General features: G+C 45.8%; 14 protein-coding genes. 10 read left to right on the top strand and 4 right to left on the bottom strand.

The window, feature by feature from the left end; translation table 11 throughout:
• Positions 1-330 precede the first annotated feature (330 nt).
• Complete coding sequence (locus tag PATL_RS14160) at positions 331-1,020, top strand: hypothetical protein (RefSeq protein ID WP_011575538.1); 690 nt, start codon at positions 331-333, stop codon at positions 1,018-1,020.
• Between the two features lie 151 nt (positions 1,021-1,171).
• Here PATL_RS14160 and PATL_RS14155 read toward each other — a convergent pair whose 3' ends face one another.
• The gene (locus tag PATL_RS14155; RefSeq protein WP_011575537.1) at positions 1,172-1,945 is read right to left on the bottom strand and encodes a GntR family transcriptional regulator; all 774 of its coding nucleotides are present in this window, start codon (positions 1,943-1,945) and stop codon (positions 1,172-1,174) included.
• Between the two features lie 226 nt (positions 1,946-2,171).
• Between PATL_RS14155 and PATL_RS14150 the strand changes: the two genes are divergently transcribed.
• From PATL_RS14150 to leuD, 4 genes are read left to right on the top strand one after another with little or no spacing between them, the layout of a single operon-like run.
• Entirely contained in the window at positions 2,172-3,758 is a 1,587-nt protein-coding gene (locus PATL_RS14150; protein WP_011575536.1) for an FAD-binding oxidoreductase, read from the top strand.
• Between the two features lie 4 nt (positions 3,759-3,762).
• Positions 3,763-4,701: an alpha/beta fold hydrolase gene (locus PATL_RS14145; RefSeq protein WP_011575535.1), complete on the top strand. Its 939-nt coding sequence runs from the start codon at positions 3,763-3,765 to the stop codon at positions 4,699-4,701.
• A gap of 4 nt (positions 4,702-4,705) precedes the next feature.
• Entirely contained in the window at positions 4,706-6,109 is a 1,404-nt protein-coding gene (gene leuC, locus PATL_RS14140) for a 3-isopropylmalate dehydratase large subunit (protein WP_011575534.1), read from the top strand.
• Entirely contained in the window at positions 6,109-6,774 is a 666-nt protein-coding gene (gene leuD / locus PATL_RS14135; protein ID WP_011575533.1) for a 3-isopropylmalate dehydratase small subunit, read from the top strand. The genes leuC and leuD overlap by 1 nt, the downstream gene beginning before the upstream one ends.
• Positions 6,775-7,047: 273 nt before the next feature.
• On the opposite strand, the gene PATL_RS14130 is transcribed toward leuD, so the two are convergent.
• Positions 7,048-8,247 (bottom strand): CaiB/BaiF CoA transferase family protein, encoded by a 1,200-nt coding sequence (locus PATL_RS14130; RefSeq protein ID WP_011575532.1) that lies wholly within the window; start codon positions 8,245-8,247, stop codon positions 7,048-7,050.
• A 383-nt stretch (positions 8,248-8,630) separates the two neighbouring features.
• Here PATL_RS14130 and PATL_RS14125 point away from each other — a divergent pair, with 383 nt between their 5' ends.
• The 4 genes from PATL_RS14125 to PATL_RS14110 all read left to right on the top strand — a co-directional run bounded on the left by PATL_RS14125 (position 8,631) and on the right by PATL_RS14110 (position 11,975).
• On the top strand, positions 8,631-9,563 hold the full coding sequence (locus PATL_RS14125) for a hydroxymethylglutaryl-CoA lyase (RefSeq protein WP_041713891.1): 933 nt from the start codon (positions 8,631-8,633) through the stop codon (positions 9,561-9,563).
• Between the two features lie 71 nt (positions 9,564-9,634).
• Positions 9,635-10,201 (top strand): carboxymuconolactone decarboxylase family protein, encoded by a 567-nt coding sequence (locus PATL_RS14120; RefSeq protein ID WP_011575530.1) that lies wholly within the window; start codon positions 9,635-9,637, stop codon positions 10,199-10,201.
• Between the two features lie 93 nt (positions 10,202-10,294).
• Positions 10,295-10,942, top strand: coding sequence for a glutathione S-transferase family protein (locus PATL_RS14115; protein ID WP_011575529.1), 648 nt, complete (start codon positions 10,295-10,297; stop codon positions 10,940-10,942).
• 40 nt (positions 10,943-10,982) lie between these two features.
• Positions 10,983-11,975 (top strand): NADP-dependent oxidoreductase, encoded by a 993-nt coding sequence (locus PATL_RS14110; protein WP_011575528.1) that lies wholly within the window; start codon positions 10,983-10,985, stop codon positions 11,973-11,975.
• A 79-nt stretch (positions 11,976-12,054) separates the two neighbouring features.
• Here PATL_RS14110 and PATL_RS14105 read toward each other — a convergent pair whose 3' ends face one another.
• On the bottom strand, positions 12,055-12,642 hold the full coding sequence (locus PATL_RS14105) for a PEP-CTERM sorting domain-containing protein (protein ID WP_011575527.1): 588 nt from the start codon (positions 12,640-12,642) through the stop codon (positions 12,055-12,057).
• 49 nt (positions 12,643-12,691) lie between these two features.
• Positions 12,692-14,563 carry a hypothetical protein gene (locus PATL_RS14100; protein ID WP_011575526.1) on the bottom strand — a complete coding sequence of 624 codons (1,872 nt, stop codon included), beginning with the start codon at positions 14,561-14,563 and terminating at the stop codon, positions 12,692-12,694.
• Between the two features lie 747 nt (positions 14,564-15,310).
• On the opposite strand from PATL_RS14100, the gene PATL_RS14095 reads away from it, so the two are divergent.
• Complete coding sequence (locus PATL_RS14095) at positions 15,311-17,536, top strand: TonB-dependent receptor (protein WP_011575525.1); 2,226 nt, start codon at positions 15,311-15,313, stop codon at positions 17,534-17,536.
• The last annotated feature ends 87 nt before the right edge of the window (positions 17,537-17,623 follow it).

Below are 17,623 nucleotides of genomic sequence, written 5' to 3'. Positions count from 1 at the left end.
CATTTTCAATGTGGTGAAGCACCATAAAAACGCTTTTTCTTCTGCGCTTTTACAAGCTTACCTTGATGCATTTTGACCTCTATTTTGTCGTGTAGACTCGCCGATTGGCTGCCTTTTAAAAGCCTAACGCCGCATTTATTGTTTTTGTGGTTTCTCCGAAAGCCCTGTTATTCAACGTTTAAAAGCCGCTGACATAGACAAATTGATATTCATCATTCTGGATTAATTACCCCTAGCGTAGAGTTTTATTCAGGGTTGGGTGGTAAGCAAATCACGCGTCATTACCAAAATTCCCGACTAAGAATAATTAAATTTTACAAGGGTCAATTTATGTCTTTTTTGGAAATGTATCAGTTACCCATTTTAAGATGGCTACATATTGTCGCCATGGTGTATTGGTTAGGTGGCGAGTGGGGCGTATTTCAAACGTCGTTCAATGTGATTAACCGCAAGTTGTCAATGGATGAACGTCGCCGCCATATGGAAACAGCCTATCGCATCGATATTTTGGCCCGTACTGGCATCATCATGTTATTGCCCCTTGGGCTGCACATGGGACACCTTTGGGGTGTGCAGCCGTTAGGTGGGAACTGGCTAACGGGTATGTGGATCCTGTTCGCTGTGTGGTTAGGTTTGTGTTGGTCAGCGTATTATTTTCGTGAAACAGACACGGGTATTCGCTTAACGAAAATTGACGAGGGCATTCGCTTTATTGTTATTCCTGCGTTGATGATCACCAGTCTTTGGTCCTTATTTGGGGATGGGCCTTTGATGGCAGAAACCGGACAAAAATGGTTCTCCATTAAAATGTTCTTCTATGCGTGTACTTTGGTTATCGGCCTTAAGTTACGCTTTATTATGCGAGAGTGGACCGAGTTATTCCGCCAGCTTGCCATGGGTGACAATGCAGAAGTAGAAGCCACCCTTGACCGTTCAATTCGATTTGGACGTAAGCTGGCATATCTTTACTGGATACTCATTCTAACCGTTGCATTTTTCGGTGCGGTTAAACCTATGTAATAAGAGAATAAGAGAATAAGAGAATAAGAGAATAAGAGAATAAGCGATTCGCTTTATATAAAAAACGCCACGTGAAGTGGCGTTTTTTATGGGCGGCATTTAAGTGCGTGCTTGGCCGCAGTGTTGAACAAGCCGAGCGGCGGGTAACTTTCTAACTTGCTGGCTCTGGCGTCAAATCCATTCGGTACTGAAAGCGGTCTGGGTGATACAGCGCAGACAAATAATCCACTAGATTTTCGTTCTCATCATACGAACGGCGGGTCAAACTCAATAGTGGAAAGCCAGGCTCAACCCCTAGCTCTTTTGCGACCTCTGGGGTAGCGGCAGAGGCACTTAAAATCTGCTTTACATGCTTGAGTTCAATACCATTCTTACGAAAGATTTCCAGTCGTGTTGTCGACTCTAAGCTGGCTTTTTCATTGAACTTATTTAGCCCTTTACTCCAACTCACATAATAGCCGAAGGCTTCATGCAAACGGCTACGCACTCGGGTCATTTTCAATAGGGTTTCACCTTCAACCAGTGCAAATTCTTCTGCAATATCCGCAGGTGGGCGAGCTGTAGTGAGTTCAACCACTTTGGCTTCTGAATGTTGGCCCATAAATTCCAATTCTTGCAACATGCCTACTAATGGCGCTTTCACTGGCTTAGGCTGATATTTGTGGGTGACATGGGTGCCTTTTGCTCGGCGTCTTGCCACTAAGCCTTCAGCGGCAAGTTCGTCTAGCGCGCGTTTAGCGGTGATCCGAGAAATGCTGAATGCCTGTGACAATCCCAGTTCAGTGGGTAACTGGGAGCCATCTTCTAAGCTGCCGTTTAAGATATTTTGCTTAAGTAAACTGTAAAGTTGGAAGTAAAGGGGGGTAGGTGACTCTTCATTTAACTTGGTTTGATTGAGCGAAGCGAATTGAGAATCGAATGACATGGGCTATCCATCTCCAATAAATATTTAAGCGGTGTAAGAAAATGATATATCAATATAACAAGGTAACATAAATCTACCGGTTAGTCTTTTATCAATGCGTAGGTGATTGTTTTGTTGTCAGGATTATTCTAATACTGTAATGTCCTAATGATAGAACAATAGGTTTAATCTGGTAGGCATCAGACAAACCGTTTATACAAAATGATAAAATTGTCAGGAGAAGGCTTTGAATACTAAGACGCAAGCTAAGCAAGATATGTTAACAGCCATGATTTCAATCTTAGGCAAAGACAATGTGCTAACCGATGATTACACCACCAGTTTGTACGCACAAGACGTATACACCAAAGATTTACCTGCTGCGGTTGTTGTGAGTCCGGGCGATAAACACGAATTGAGCGAAATGTTAAAAATAGCGGCGGAATTTGCGATGGATGTAGTGCCCCGGGGTGGCGGTATGTCATACACGAAAGGCTATGTGCCTGCTAAGCCACAAAGCGTTATGGTGGATCTAAGTCGTATGAACCGCGTGCTTGAGATCAATACGCAAGACATGTACGTCACGGTGGAGAGCGGCTGTACGTGGAAGAAACTACATGAAGCGCTAAAAGGTAAAGGGGTTCGCACGCCGTATTGGGGGACGCTGTCAGGCAGTAAAGCCACAATAGGTGGCGGATTATCACAGAACTCAATTTTTTGGGGCTCAGGCCAGTTTGGTACCGCGGTTGACTCGGTTATCGGGCTAGAGGTAGCGCTAGCGGATGGCACTTTGGTCACCACAGGATCAGGTGCACAAATTAACGGCAGCCCGTTCTTTCGTCATTACGGCCCAGATCTGACCGGTATTTTCACCTGTGATAACGGCGCTTTAGGGTTTAAAGCCACTGCGACTTTACGCTTAATACCTGAGTTACCTGCAAAAGGCTTTTTAGCGTTTGATTTTAAACAAGGTGACGACTGTATAGCCGCCATGAGCGAAATATCGCGCCAAGGGTTGGCCATGGAATGTTTTGGTTTTGACCCTTTTTTGCAAGCCCTTCGCTTAAAACGAGAAAGCTTAGCCAAAGACGTAAAAGCGCTGGCTGGCGTAATGAAGTCATCGGGTTCACTTTTAGGAGCGCTGAAAGACGGTGCTAAGTTGGCCATAGCGGGGCGTGGCTACATGAAAGATGTTGGCTACTCTGTTCAAATCATCGTTGAGGATCGCATTGACGCCGCCGTTGATGCACGTATGCATGATATCCGGGCGATTGCAGCGCAATTTAACGGTAAAGAAATTGAAAATAGCATCCCAAAAATCACTCGTTCGAACCCCTTTGGGCCAGTCAATAATATGCTTGGGCCAGAAGGTGAGCGCTGGGTGCCTGTGCATGGCCTCTTTCCGCACTCTAAGATCAAACAAGCCCATGATGGGGTAGAGGCGATTTTTGCCAAGCACGGTGCTGACATTGAAAAGTTTGACATTGGCGTAGGCTATTTGTTTGCTGTGGTGGCGAATAACTGCTTTGTGTTAGAGCCAGTGTTCTTCTGGCCTGATGCCTACACGGAAATTCACGAGAAAAGTGTTGAACCCGATTACTTGGCGAAAGTCGGTAAACATGACGAGAACTTACCTGCTAGGGCGAAAGTCCATCAAATTCGCACCGAGCTAAGCACCTTTTTTAAAGAGCTTGGCGGCGTGCATTTGCAAATTGGTAAAACGTACCAGTTCAAAGAAGGGCTGCAAAGCGATACCTATAAAATGATTGAAGGCATCAAAGCCATGGTCGACCCAGATGGGCGGGTTAACCCTGAAACACTGGGCTTAGGGTAAGCTTATGACACGTCATTCTGTATTAAAACACTATGTGACACTGGGCACGGATAACCCTTGGCAATTGCACTATCGTAGTCAAGGTGCAGATCATTTACCTGTGATCGTACTGCTACACGCATCGCCAATGTCGTCCGCCACTATGTTGCCGATTATGAACGTCTTATCAGACTCGTTTAAGGTGATAGCCCTAGATACCCCAGGTTATGGCCAATCAGACCCCTTGCCGCCGACACAAAGCAGCGAGAATGAAACGCCAAGTAACAGCCTTGAGCGAAATGACAGCCTTGAGCTAAACAACAGCCTTGAGCCAAATGACAGCCTCGAACCTTACGTAAAAGCCTTAAACGAATTTATCAATACGTTAGGGTTGAAGCAGCCACTTCTGTATGGCTCGGCAACGGGAGCACAAATCGCCATAGAGTATGCCAAAGCTCATCCAGCAAGCATAAAGGGCATGGTGCTTGAAAACGCCGCGTGGTTTAAAGACGATGAACGAAGTGCCATCTTAGAGCAATACTTCCCCGATATTCGCCCGCAAAAAGATGGCTCTCATTTGGCTATGGTCTGGAAAATGTCTAGTCAGTTATTTCACTACTTCCCATGGTTTGACACCACAGAAAACGCCCGCGTTGGCCATGCAGATATTCCTGCTCAGGTAATACAAGACACATTAATGGGATATTTAACCGCAGGCGAAAACTACCATTTGGCCTATCGAGCGGCGTTTATGAACGAGCGCCCAGAGCAACTGCGACCGGTTACTGTGCCTACTCATATTCTGCGCTGGCCAACCAGCTTATTGAAGCAATATGTCGACAGGCTAGATGACGCCGAGCTGCCAGCCAATATTAAAATGCGCTTTGCTCAAGCGGGCATAGACGATCGCTTTAATGTGCTTAAGCAATCCATGCTTAGCCTTACTAATGATTCAGGTGAGTAACCTCATGGATAGAACGTTATTTGAAAAAATCTGGCAGCATCACCTTGTTGAAGAGCTTGATGATGGCGCTGCATTGATTTATATCGACCGAGTATTTTTACATGAGCGCACAGGCTCTATCGCCCTGAAAAGTTTAGAGGCTGATAACCGACAAGTGGTGTCCCCTGAACATGTATTTTGCACCATGGATCATATTGTTGACACTATGGTAGGGCGAGACGACAACACTAAGGTGCCCAGCGGTAAAAACTTTATTCTCGCCACCCGTGAAGCGTGCATTGATGCCAACATTAAGCTGTTTGATGTGAATGACCCACAGCAAGGCATTGTACATGTGGTATCTCCAGAGCTGGGTATAGTGCAACCAGGCGCAACCTTGGTGTGCCCCGACAGCCACACGTGCTCACAAGGGGCATTAGGGGCGTTAGCGTGGGGTATTGGTTCAAGCGAAGCAGAACATGCACTTGCGACCAAAACCTTGCGGGTAAGTAAACCCAAAACCATGAGGGTGAACTTTCATGGCGAGATGGGGTTTGGGGTCAGTGCTAAAGACATGATTTTGCACTTGATTGGCACGTACGGTGCCGCTGGTGGGGCTGGGTATGTGATTGAATTTGCCGGCAGTGCGGTGGAAGCGCTTGAGATAGAAGGGCGCTTGACCCTATGTAATATGGCCGTAGAGTTCTCTGCATTCAGTGGCCTAGTTGCCCCTGATGAAAAAGCGATTACCTACCTCAAAGGGCGTGAGTACGCCCCCAAAGGTGAGTTATGGCAGCAAGCGGTCACATATTGGCAATCATTGTTCAGTGATGAACAAGCGCAGTTTGATAAAACGATAGAGATAGATTGTGCGGATATTAGCCCAACCATTACTTGGGGCAACAGCCCCCAGCACGCATGTTCAGTGAACTCACGGGTACCCAGCGCCCAAGCGGATGCTACTCAAAATCAACTTAAAGCGTTGAAGCGGGCATATGAGTATATGGACGTGCAACCCGGCTCTGCGCTCAAAGGCTTGCCAATTGGCGCGGCATTTATTGGGTCGTGTACCAACAGTCGAATATCAGACTTGCGCTTGGCAGCCAAGGTACTGAAAGGTCGAAAAGTCGCGGACAACGTCAACGCGATTTGTGTGCCTGGCTCAACTACCGTTAAACGCCAAGCTGAAGCAGAAGGTCTCGATAAGATATTCATTGCTGCTGGGTTTGAATGGCGTGAGGCAGGTTGCTCCATGTGTTTCTTTGCGGGTGGCGAAAGCTTTGGCTATCGCCAGCGTGTGGTAACCAGTACCAATCGTAATTTTGAAAGCAGGCAAGGGCCCGAAACCCGCTCGCACCTTGCAAGCCCTGCGACGGTTGCTGCCTCTGCTATCGCAGGGTGTATTGCTGATGTAAGGGAGTATTTGTAATGGATAAATTTACGATTCATCAAGGGGTTGCAGCCCCTATGCTGCAAATTAATATTGATACCGATGCGATTATCCCCTCGCGGGAAATGAAGCTGGTATCAAAGCAGGGTTTAGGCGAGGGCTTGTTTGCCGGTTGGCGTTACACCTTACCCAATGGCCGTGAGCCCAGCGCTGATTTTGTACTCAACCAAATGCAATATAAAAACACCAGCATTTTACTCGCTGGGGATAATTTCGGTTGCGGCTCATCAAGAGAGCATGCGGTATGGGCGCTAAAAGAATACGGGATCAAAGCGGTAATAGCGCCAGGTTTTGGTTCCATTTTTTATCATAATTGCATCAGAAACGGCATTTTGCCTGTGGTGCTTGAAAACGATGAGGTACTGGCTTTAGCTAAGCATGTTGAGCAGAACCCTCAGACGAGTCAGGTGCATATAAACTTGCTTAAATGTGAGGTGAGCGCGGTCGATGTGAGCTCGCCAAGCACCGCTGATGATGCGAGCGCATCTACTGTTAAAAGCCCGCAATTCAGCTTTTCGATTTTACCGGCCCAGCAGGCCATGTTGCTAGAAGGGCTAGATGGTATTGCGCTAACGCTGAAATCAAAGTCAAAAATACAAAACTTCAAACAGGCTTATCAGCAACAGTACCCGTGGTTGGCCTGATATTGCATGGCCTAATATCGCTTACTGCGTGACTCCTCAGTAGCACATTAAAAACAGAGCTAAATAGCTCTGTTTTTTGTGCTTTTAATTGTGTGCTCTCAATCGTGTGCCCACAATGTAGAGCATCCGCGATGCTTTGATTGCGCAAACATTCGTAGATGAAAATAAAAAGCCGCAGGTTACCATATTCAGTAACTGCGGCTTGCGGTTCTGGGCTTCAGTATCGGATTTAGCGCATAACACCTTACTTAAAACGCATTCTGGTTTAGCGGCTTAAGCGCGCACTACGCCTAGGGCGAGTAATTTCTTAATATCCTCATCACTGAAGCCCGCGTCTTTTAACGTGGCGACAGAATTGCCTTTGTCGGTAGGAATGTCGTGACGCAATGGCATGCGTTCATTGTTCATTTCCAGGGGTAATCCCGGCAGTTTAGTTCTAACACCATCTGGCAGGGTGACATCAACTAATCCACCTGCATTTAAGTGAGGGTCGTCAAATAAATCTGATGGTTTATTAATAGGGGCGAAAGGCAAACCGGATTTTTCCAATTTGGCCATTAGCTCGGCTTTACTTAGTGTGGCGAATACCGCGTTAATAACGGGTAAAATACGTTCACGCTGTGCCACACGACCATTGTTAAGCGCAAGAGTCTGATCAAGCGCAAACTCCTGTAAGCCAAATGCATCACAAAAAATGCGCCACTGAGTATCGCTCACCACACCAATAAAAACCTGTTCATCATTCGCGCAATGAAATATATCGTAAATGGCCCAAGCTGAGCGACGCACCGACATCGGCGGCGGCGCTTCCCCTGTGACCGCTTGCTGTGCCATATGCTGGCCGACCATAAATGCGGTGGTTTCATACAGCGAGCAGGTGACATTTTTACCTTCATGGGTGTGATGGCGCTCTTCAAGGGCGGCCAAAATACCAATGACACCAAACATACCGCCGGTGATATCAATTACCGATGAGCCTGCGCGCATGGGTTTATCGGGCAGACCTGTCATGTACGCTAAGCCGCCCATCATTTGCGTGACTTCGTCCAGCGCTGTGCGATGAGCATAAGGACCACTTAAAAACCCTTTAAGCGAACAGTAAATCAGGCGTGGGTTAATGGTTTTCAGTTGCTCATACCCCAGGCCTAATTTGTCCATTGCGCCAGGGCGAAAATTTTCTAGTAAAATGTCAGCCTCTTCAAGCAAAGATAACGCGACATCTTTCCCTTCGGGGCTTTTTATATCTATACATACGCTCTGTTTATTGCGGTTATACATGGAGAAATAACCTGCGCCTGAGCCCTTTAAGCGACGGGTATTGTCGCCAGTGAGTGGCTCAATTTTTATTACTTCAGCGCCCAAGTCGGCCAGAATAACCCCAGCGGTCGGCCCCATTACCATGTGCGTAAACTCAACTACTTTAATGCCCGTTAACGGCAATCTTCCTGCATTCGGCATAACTGAATTTGTCATCGATACTATTCCCAGTTTTGTTGATAACGCACGACATCTTTTTTATAGAACAAGCTTCACCGTAAAAAAGACTACTTTTTGCCTGTATGATATAATATTATAACAATAGAGTTTGGATGTAAAAGTAGCCGATTAACATTTGTCAATTTAGCTGCACCACCGCGATGCAGTGCCATTGCAAAAGGGCTTAAAAGCAACGTATTTTAATTTTGCTCATTCTACTTTTGCTCTTCGTTTTTTCTTGCACGAGACGTAACTGAGGTAAAAGCAGGATCTTTTTATTCAACCTTGTAAATTGTTTGGCGCAAACTTGGGTAATAACCCAAATGCTTTATCGAGCGCTAGCGCCAATAACAAATACTAGGTTCACAGTTGGAACACATATGGCAACGTTTGATATTGAAATCAGTGAAGTAGGGCCAAGAGACGGCCTGCAAAGTATTAGCACGATCATGCCCACAGCTGACAAGCTAGCGTGGATTGATGCACTAGCCGCTGCCGGCGTTCCTGAAATTGAAGTAGGGTCATTTGTACCGGCCAAAGTGCTTCCGCAACTAGCGGATACGGCGGAAGTGGCTAAGTACGCCCGAGAAATCGCAGGTCTGTCTGTTGCGGTGTTAGTCCCCAATTTTCGCGGTGCACAAAATGCGATTGAGGTTAGGCCGACCAAAATGAGCATTCCTTTGTCGGTCAGCGAAACTCATAGCCTGCGAAACGTAAAGCGTAACCATCAACAAGTGCTTGACGAGGTCAAACGTATTGCTGAACTGGTGAAAAGCTTACCGATAGAGCAACGCCCTAAATTTGAAGGGGGGCTGTCTACCGCATTTGGCTGCACCATTGAAGGGGTTGTGAGCGAATATAAGGTGGTGGAGCTCGCCGTGGCATTAATGGAGGCCGGTTGTGATGAAGTGGGGTTATCAGATACCACAGGCTACGCCAACCCCGCGCAAGTGCAGCGTTTAGTAAAAAAAGTATGGGCAGCGGTAGGTAAAGAAAATCTCACCGGTATTCATTTACACAATACGCGCGGGCAGGGGCTAGCAAATGCGCTAGCGGCGGTTGAAGTAGGTATTACCACGGTTGACTCATCCATGGGCGGTATTGGTGGTTGCCCAGCGGCACCGGGCGCTAGCGGCAACATCGTCACTGAAGATTTAGTCTTTATGTTAGAGGCCATGGGCCTAAAAACGGGCATTGATTTTGACGCACTGTTCGCGGCACGCAAAATATTGGCTAATGCGTTGCCGAATGAACCACTTTACGGTTTTACCCCTGATGCAGGTCTACCAAAAGGCTTTCGACGTGCGCTTTAAGCAAGTTTATCGAATGGTGATAAAAAGCATGCCAACTCAACCTGAATACCGTCAAACTGGAGAGTAACCCTATGTCACGTTTATCAGCGCTATCAATTAGCGAGTTGCCTAATGATCTTAGCGCCATCATGTCGGCGGGTGAAGACATCATGGGTTTTACCCCGAATGATGGTTTGATCATGGCGCGAAGCCCTGAAATGCTGAAAGCATTTTTAGGGTTAGTGCAGTCAATTTACCAACCAAGTGCGTTAGATAATGACCTGAAAAAGTTGCTTGGCTTAATGACCAGCAGTGCTAGCGGTTGTCAGTATTGTCAGGCGCATACGCAATATGGCGCGTTGAAACATGGTATCACCGAGCAAAAAGTCGCTGCCATTTGGGAATACCAAACCAGTGACTTGTTTAGCCTTGCTGAGCGTGAAGCACTCGATATTGCGCGCAATGCTGCTTTGGTGCCAAACGCAGTCACCGACGAGCAGTTTGAACGCCTTAAATTGTATTTTAGCGAGGTGCAAATAGTGGAAATAATCGGCGTGATTTCATTGTTTGGCTTTCTGAATCGCTGGAACGCCACGTTTAAAACAGATATCGAAGCAGCTCCTGCAATGGCAAGTGCAAAGTTCACTAGCGTCGGTTGATACAACGCATGACGACGCAAACATGGTTCGTACAATAAGGTCATTCGAAGAATAAACACCGTCGTGTCACGGTGAAAAAAAAGGGGGAATTAGATGCAGTTAATCAATCTTGATCATTCACCTTATGCCACGCGAGTGCGCATATTGATCCGTAAAAAGCAGTTAGATATTGTACCAGTCGCACCAAGTTTAGCGCTGAAAACGCCGGAGTTTTTAGCGGCTTATCCTCTGGGTAAAATTCCTCTGTTAGCGTTGGATGATGGACAATACTTGCCAGAATCCATCGCTATTATGGAGTATTTAGAGGATGCATTTCCGCAACGCCCCCTTAGACCTGATATGCCCCTTGAAGCAGCAAAATCCCGTATCATGGCCAGTTTTACGGATACCCACTTAGCGCCCGCCTTATTGCCTTATTTTAAAGCCATGATGCTGCCTGAATTTACGTTTGATCAAAGCGTTCAATATGACGTGGTCAGAGTCACATTAGAAAAACTCGATCAGTGGCTTAAGGCAAATGTTGATATAAAAAAACACGCGTTAACCATGGGGGATATTGTCCTCGCGCCGACCTTCTGGTGGGTCGATGTCACAGTGGGAGAAAATGCACAGAATAAGATTACCGACGGACTGGATAACCTAAACCTGTGGTGGGATTGGGTATGCAGCGATGCGGACGTTAAACATGGTATTAGCGAAATGGCCAGTGCTTTTGCCGCCTTTCAAAGCCAACGGTCGTAAAGCGGCTGTTTATTACTATTTCAAAATCGGATAAACAAACATGAAAGATAATATGCAGGTGCAGCTCGCATCAACCCCTGAATCACAGCCCTTACCTGAGCATTTCGCATTCGTAAAAGGCGATATGCCTCAGGCGGGTGACAACCAAGTACTGTGCGAAACCATGTATTTGTCGCTAGACCCATACATGCGCAGTCAAATTGCTGGACGTCATATGTCAGGCTCGGTTAACCCAGGCGATGTGATGCGCGGTGAAACCGTGAGTAAAGTGATTGAGTCAAACCATGCGGATTTCGAAGTGGGTGATGTGGTGCGCTGCTTTGGCGGTTGGCAAACCTACTCGGTGCATGACGGTGACTCTATATTTAAAGTTAAAAAAGAAATCGATAACCCTTCATATGCCTTATCCGCTTTGGGTATGCCCGGGTTAACAGCTTACGCTGGATTAGTCTGGCAAGCGCAGCCTAAAGCGGGTGATGTGGTGGTTATTCCTGCGGCCATCGGTGGCGTCGGCTCAGTAGCTGGGCAGTTAGCCAAAATATACGGCTGTACCGTCATTGGTATCGCAGGCACTGATGAAAAGTGTGACTACGCAGTGGAAAACTTAGGTTACGACGCCTGTATCAACCGTAAAAAAGGCGATTTAGGTGAGCAACTCGATAAGCTGTGCCCAGAGGGCGTCGACATTTTCTTTGATTTAGTCGGCGGCGATATGCTTAATACCGTGTCAGAACGTCTTGCTGTTGGTGCGAGAGTGATTTTATGCGGGCTCATGGCTGATTATAACAAAACTACTCGCAGCATGGGCCCACCACCAGCGATGTGGATCAAAGCGCGAGCCATAGTTTACGGCCTCGTAGTATATGATTTTGAGCCACGGCGAGACGAATTTGTAGACGCCTGCGTTAAGTACATCAAAGAAGGGAAATTGATTGTACGCGAAGATGTGGCAAAGGGGTTAGCCGCTGCGCCAGACGCCTTTTGCCGACTTATGCGCGGTGAAAACATGGGAAAAGCGGTAGTAAAGGTTTAGTTGTTACCGCTTTCAGACAAAATAAAAACGGGAACTGATTTCAGCTCCCGTTTTTTATGGGTAATAGGACTAACTGAAGTTATCTCGCTTTGTAGTTAGCACGTTTGCGTATCGCGACAAAAGCAAATCCAGCTAATAATAGACTCAGGGCACCGGGCTCAGGAACCGCATTGGGGTTATTAACGGTGATGCGTGCACTGTTAAAATCAACATCAGTAATCTCATTGCCGTCTTGATCACCAAGTAAACTAGAATCAAAAGCAACCGAGCTGGTGCCAAACCCTACAGCGGTAAACTCAATGCTAAACAGTAGAAATTCACTTGCTTGGTTGTCAACCAAGTATTGTGCATCTTCTAGAGAGGATTCGAGAACGGCATGCAGGTTTGCACCAAATGAGAACTCGTCTTGAAAACTAAATCCTAGCTCTGTGCCGAATACGATGTTACTCACCGACAAAATAGAGTCGTTAAAAGCAACCTCAAAATCATACGCACCTAAATACTGATCGGTCGCAAAATCAGAAATGGACACATCGACGTTCGCTGTTTCACCCAGTTCAATAGTTTGTGAACTTGGCGTCATGGTGATTACCGCCGCATTTGCGGATTGTGCTAACCATCCTATTGCGGTGAGTGCGTAACAAAAGTACTTTATTTTCTTTAACATTTTTCATTCCTCTTGAGTTTACTATCTTTACTTTATAAAACCGCCATTTCTATAAAACAGCGCAGCGATTTTGCGTGCACTGTACGGCGCATTGTCTAAAGTCCAATATGTTGATAACGCCATTAGCATCATTGTCGCGTAAATCCCCAGGTAAAGCGGTCATGTTGCGGGCTGCGCGGATCATCATTAAATCATCCATGTCTACATTCATATCGCCGTCTATATCACAGGCCATCGCTTCATCATCGGTAAACACGATCTCTAATGCACAGCTATTACCTGCACCATCAACCCCCTCAATACTGGCTGAGCCAGGCTGTGAACCGTCGATTCGTGTTGCTGTAACGCTGACACTGCCATCGCCTGCGGCAAATGGGCTTACTGATACACTGACGTTGGTTGAAGACAAGGTATTGACGAAAAATACCCCAGTATCGGCATCTAAGACCCCGTTATTGTTTGCGTCTTCCCCTGGATCTAACTGGCCATTATTATTGAGATCTTCATTGTTGGCATTGTCACTTACACTGCCATTGGCCATATCGCCATTCATAGTGACAGAGCACACGGGCGGGAAGGGGTCACCTTGGGAATTAATAAAGCCGAATAAGGCACCACCTGGATAAATATAAGAATCAAATCCATTGTAACCTTCAACCGTAATACCGTGTGGGTTAAGGGACGAAGTCGTGTGAGTACCTTGGGTTAACTCAATCACCGCAGAAGAAAACGGGATATCATCGAAAGGGGTGAAGTCTTCAGCGGGCACCGGAACCCCATCGAGTAAAAGTGAACCTACATCAGTATTGGCGGCAATGATGGTTGCAAAATTTTGTACAAATTGCGAATCACCTACAGTCGAAAATGTATAGTCAGTTAAGTATTGTTCTGATGGGATCATGTTGCCCATGGCTGGGTCACCTAATGTTGCACCCGGCGAACTCTGTCCCGGCATATATTGGGTAACGAAGATCGGATTATTGCCGCTAAATGATAGGTTGCCAGTGAGCAACGGGGTTTCAATGAACTCGCCGCGATTAATAGACCCTTGAAATATGCCATTTATCTCAACTGACGTATTGTCTTCAGATGCCACTATTCGGTAAATCGTGCCTGATGGGCGATTAGGTAGATTTGTCGCTGAGGCACTTAAACCCCATGACTGAACAGGTTGCGCTACTTCGTATATGTGGTCGCACGCTGATGTGTTGTTCGGGACATTTGCACATCTATTACCATTTACTAAACCAACAGGTCTGGTTGCGTCAATGATAGTACCCATTAATGAGCCATTTACCCCAGTTGAGGCAGACGCTGCGTAATAAACTTCGCCTCTATTCAATGTAACGTCAAATGGCGTGTTTGCGACGTGCCCGTTTAAATTATTGTTTGGGGTTATGGTAACAATTGTGTTGTTTTGAGAAGCATAAACGGCGAATTGCGAACCAAACAATGGGTCATAAGTGGAAACAATATATTGCGTATTCATAGTATCGACGGGTAAACCTAACGCTGCATCAGAAGTTTGCGGTCTTCTGTTAACGGTGTAAACCACAAACTCTTCAGCGGCAACCGCATGTATAGCATTATCTTGAATAGTGTTAGGTGTTGCGTTTGAAATCGCTGTGATCGGAATGGGGACGACAGTAACGCTACCAGGAACCACATTTTCGACAGTGGTAAAGGTAGGGCTGTTCATTGGGTAGTTGATGGTAACTTGGGTAGCAGTATCTCCGGTTAGATGAATTTCAACATCACCCGTGGTGTCAAAATTTGGTGTAAAGGCCAAAATAAACTCTGTCCCTTTGTTGTCGATTTGCTGTGCAGTTGTTTGCCACGCAGACAAGCCAAGTAACCAAGCACATAGGACGATGAGAGACTTTATTTGGGAGGGACGACTTAGTAGATTTAGACAACGCATAATTAATTATCCTTAATTATTTTATCGTAGTGATTGTGAGTATTTAAATTTTCAGGGCGGCGTCCTAGAACATCTAACTACTGAAACAACATACAACTAAAACATCAAAGATATGGTTTGCCGAACCGTACAGCTCAAGTCCAATTAAGCACAATTCAAGCCATTAAAAATTTAGTAACTAAATCAACATTTTAGGTGTTGATTTTCCGTGGGTAAAAAATTTTCTTGTAAAGTAAATTGACAATAAAAACCACGTGGCCTCTTAGATAAACACTCTTTAGGTGTTTTTATTTACCCATAAGCTGCAATGAACGTTCAATATCAAAAAGTACTGTTACGCTGTGTCATTCGTTAAATTATGACTAAAAGTCATAAGGTTGTCGGTTAAATAAAGTCCACAAAGTTTCTTGCTCAACGTCTTTGCTAACAAGGCAGCACGCAACGAAGAAAAGCAGAGCACTCAATTGTAAATTTTTGCGTCGCTCCAGGTTTTTACAGCAAAAAGTTCTTAAAACAGTTCTAAGTACATTTAATTAGTCTACTTAATATACATATTTCGAGTGTAATTAATCTACCTTGAATGCGAGGTTATGTACTCTGAAATGAAATTATTTATATATTTAACAATTGGTTAGGTCGTTTTTGAGGGGTTCATTCTTTGACCATTTTACACCTTGACTTTGCTTAATGTTATAATAATATGTCATTAGGCTCATGACACATTAAAATAATATTAAGGGGACATCTATGAGTACGTTTGTAAAGAAGGGGTATCTTGCTACCGCGATAGCGGCTGTTTTAGCGTCAACATTTTCTCCGGTTATGGCGCAAGAAACCGCAGAGAGTTCGGTGACTAAAAATGAAGCTGCTCAGAATGATGTAGCTAAGAATAAAGAACTAGAAAAAATCGTGGTTACCGCACAAAGACGTGCTCAGTCTATACAGGAAGTCCCCGTCGCTGTTACCGCTATTGGTGCTGCAGATCTAGAACTAAAACAAGTCACCAACGTGTTGGACTTACAATACGAAATTCCTAATATCAGTTTGGCAACAAACACCGGGACTGCCAGCGGTGCACGGATATTTTTACGTGGCGTAGGGGAAGACGAATCTCGTGTGTCAGCCGACCCGGCAGTGGGCGTCTATGTCGATGGTGTATATGTTGGTCGCCAAGTAGGCGCTCTATTTGATTTAGTCGATTTGGAGCGAGTAGAAGTGCTACGCGGCCCTCAAGGGACCTTGTACGGACGTAACTCCAACGGTGGCGCGATTAAACTGATCAGCAAAGCACCAGAGTTAGATGAAAATTACGGTCTGGTAAAAGCCACTGTGGGCAGCGATGGCCGTTTAGACGGTCGCTTTACTGGCAATGTCGGCTTGTCAGATACCACAGCAGTCCGTGCTACCGTGCTAAGTAAATCTCGCGATGGATTTCACACGGTGAACCCCAATGGTGACTTTGCCGACCAAGCCGGTACTGAGGCAGGTGAGAAAGACACCAAAGCATTTCGTATCGCCTTGTACAATGAATTTAGCGAAGATTGGAATATGAATCTCGCCTTTGATTACACCAAAGATGATTCTGACCCTGTGCCAGACACCGTCGCGTTAGCCAATGATGCGGATAACAATTTGTTCACCATCGAACCTGTGCCAGGCGTGACCTGTTCCGCCGCAACGCCAGCTGCATTTTTGAGCTTAGGCTGTTTCAATGATTATCGCAGTGAAGTCGAAACCAGTGGTTTATCGCTAAATGTGCAAGGACAAATTGGTGAATATGACCTTAGCTTTTTAACCGGTTATCGCCAGATGGAAGATGACCTATCAAGTCGCATCGGCTTTCCTTACAGCCAACAAACTGACCAAAATCAATTTAGCCAAGAAATCACTTTAACATCCAACTATGAAGGGGCATTTAACTTCGTCACAGGTGTTTATTACTTCACAGAAGATGTACAGATGGATTCAATATTTGTCTTTCCTTCTGAGTTAGGCGTAGAAACCGAAGCCTATGCTGCATTCTTACAGACCACCTATGAATTTAATGAAACGTTAACCCTGACCACAGGAATTCGCTATACCGACGAAACCAAAGAGATTGATGCTCTGATGCCTGTCAGCGGTGGTAATCGAAATGAAGAGCTGGATTTTAGCAATACCACCTACAACATAGCGTTAAACAATCAATTTACGGATGATGTGATGGGCTATGTGTCTTACTCAACTGGCTTTAAGAGTGGCGGTTGGTCACCGGATTGCTTCGGAGTTGAGACAGCGTGCTTTTTACCGGTTGACGAAGAAGAGTTAGACGCGTTTGAAGTCGGTGTGCGCAGTGATTTATTGGATAATCGCCTGCGTTTGAACGCAACCTACTTCTACAACAATTACGATAATTTGCAAATCGCTTCCACTGTACCTGGATTAGGATTCACTCGCTTTAATGTCGATGAAACTAAAATCAGTGGTATCGAATTAGAAGCGTTGTTTGAAATGACTGACAGCCTTACCGTTAATGTGACATTCGGTACCATAGATGGCGAATATACAGAAATGACACTGGCCCAGGCTGGCGGTTTAACCAACAGTGGTTCAAGCCCAGGTTGCAATGGCGAAGTCTCTATTGAATGTGCCAAAGCATTAGAGCTTAAGAACGCACCGGATTATAAAGGCACCATTGGTTTTACCCATAGAATGCCAATTGCTGAAGGCTTGCTGACCAGCCGCATTGATTTCTCCTTTGAAGATGATTCATACAGCTTAGTGGCAAATGCACCTGCCCACTCACTTACCTCCGTAGGCACTATCATTAACGCGCGCATTGCGTATGAGCCAAACAGCGAAAAATGGGCCGTCGCTTTGTGGGGCAAAAACCTAAGTGATGAGGTGTACTCACGCGCCGCTGCCGCAGGGGATTTTACCCAATACGTAGCGGACCCGCTCACCTGGGGTGCTGATTTTGAATATAGATTCTAATACGCCACTAGCCTTTGTTAACTAAAACACGATAAGCCCTTGGTATAAGGGCTTTTTTACAGCTATTGAGCTAGTGCTAAGGAGTCA

This window comes from Paraglaciecola sp. T6c (assembly GCF_000014225.1).
Taxonomy (GTDB): Bacteria; Pseudomonadota; Gammaproteobacteria; order Enterobacterales; family Alteromonadaceae; genus Paraglaciecola; species Paraglaciecola atlantica_A.
This window is presented reverse-complemented; position numbering and strand designations above follow the sequence as displayed.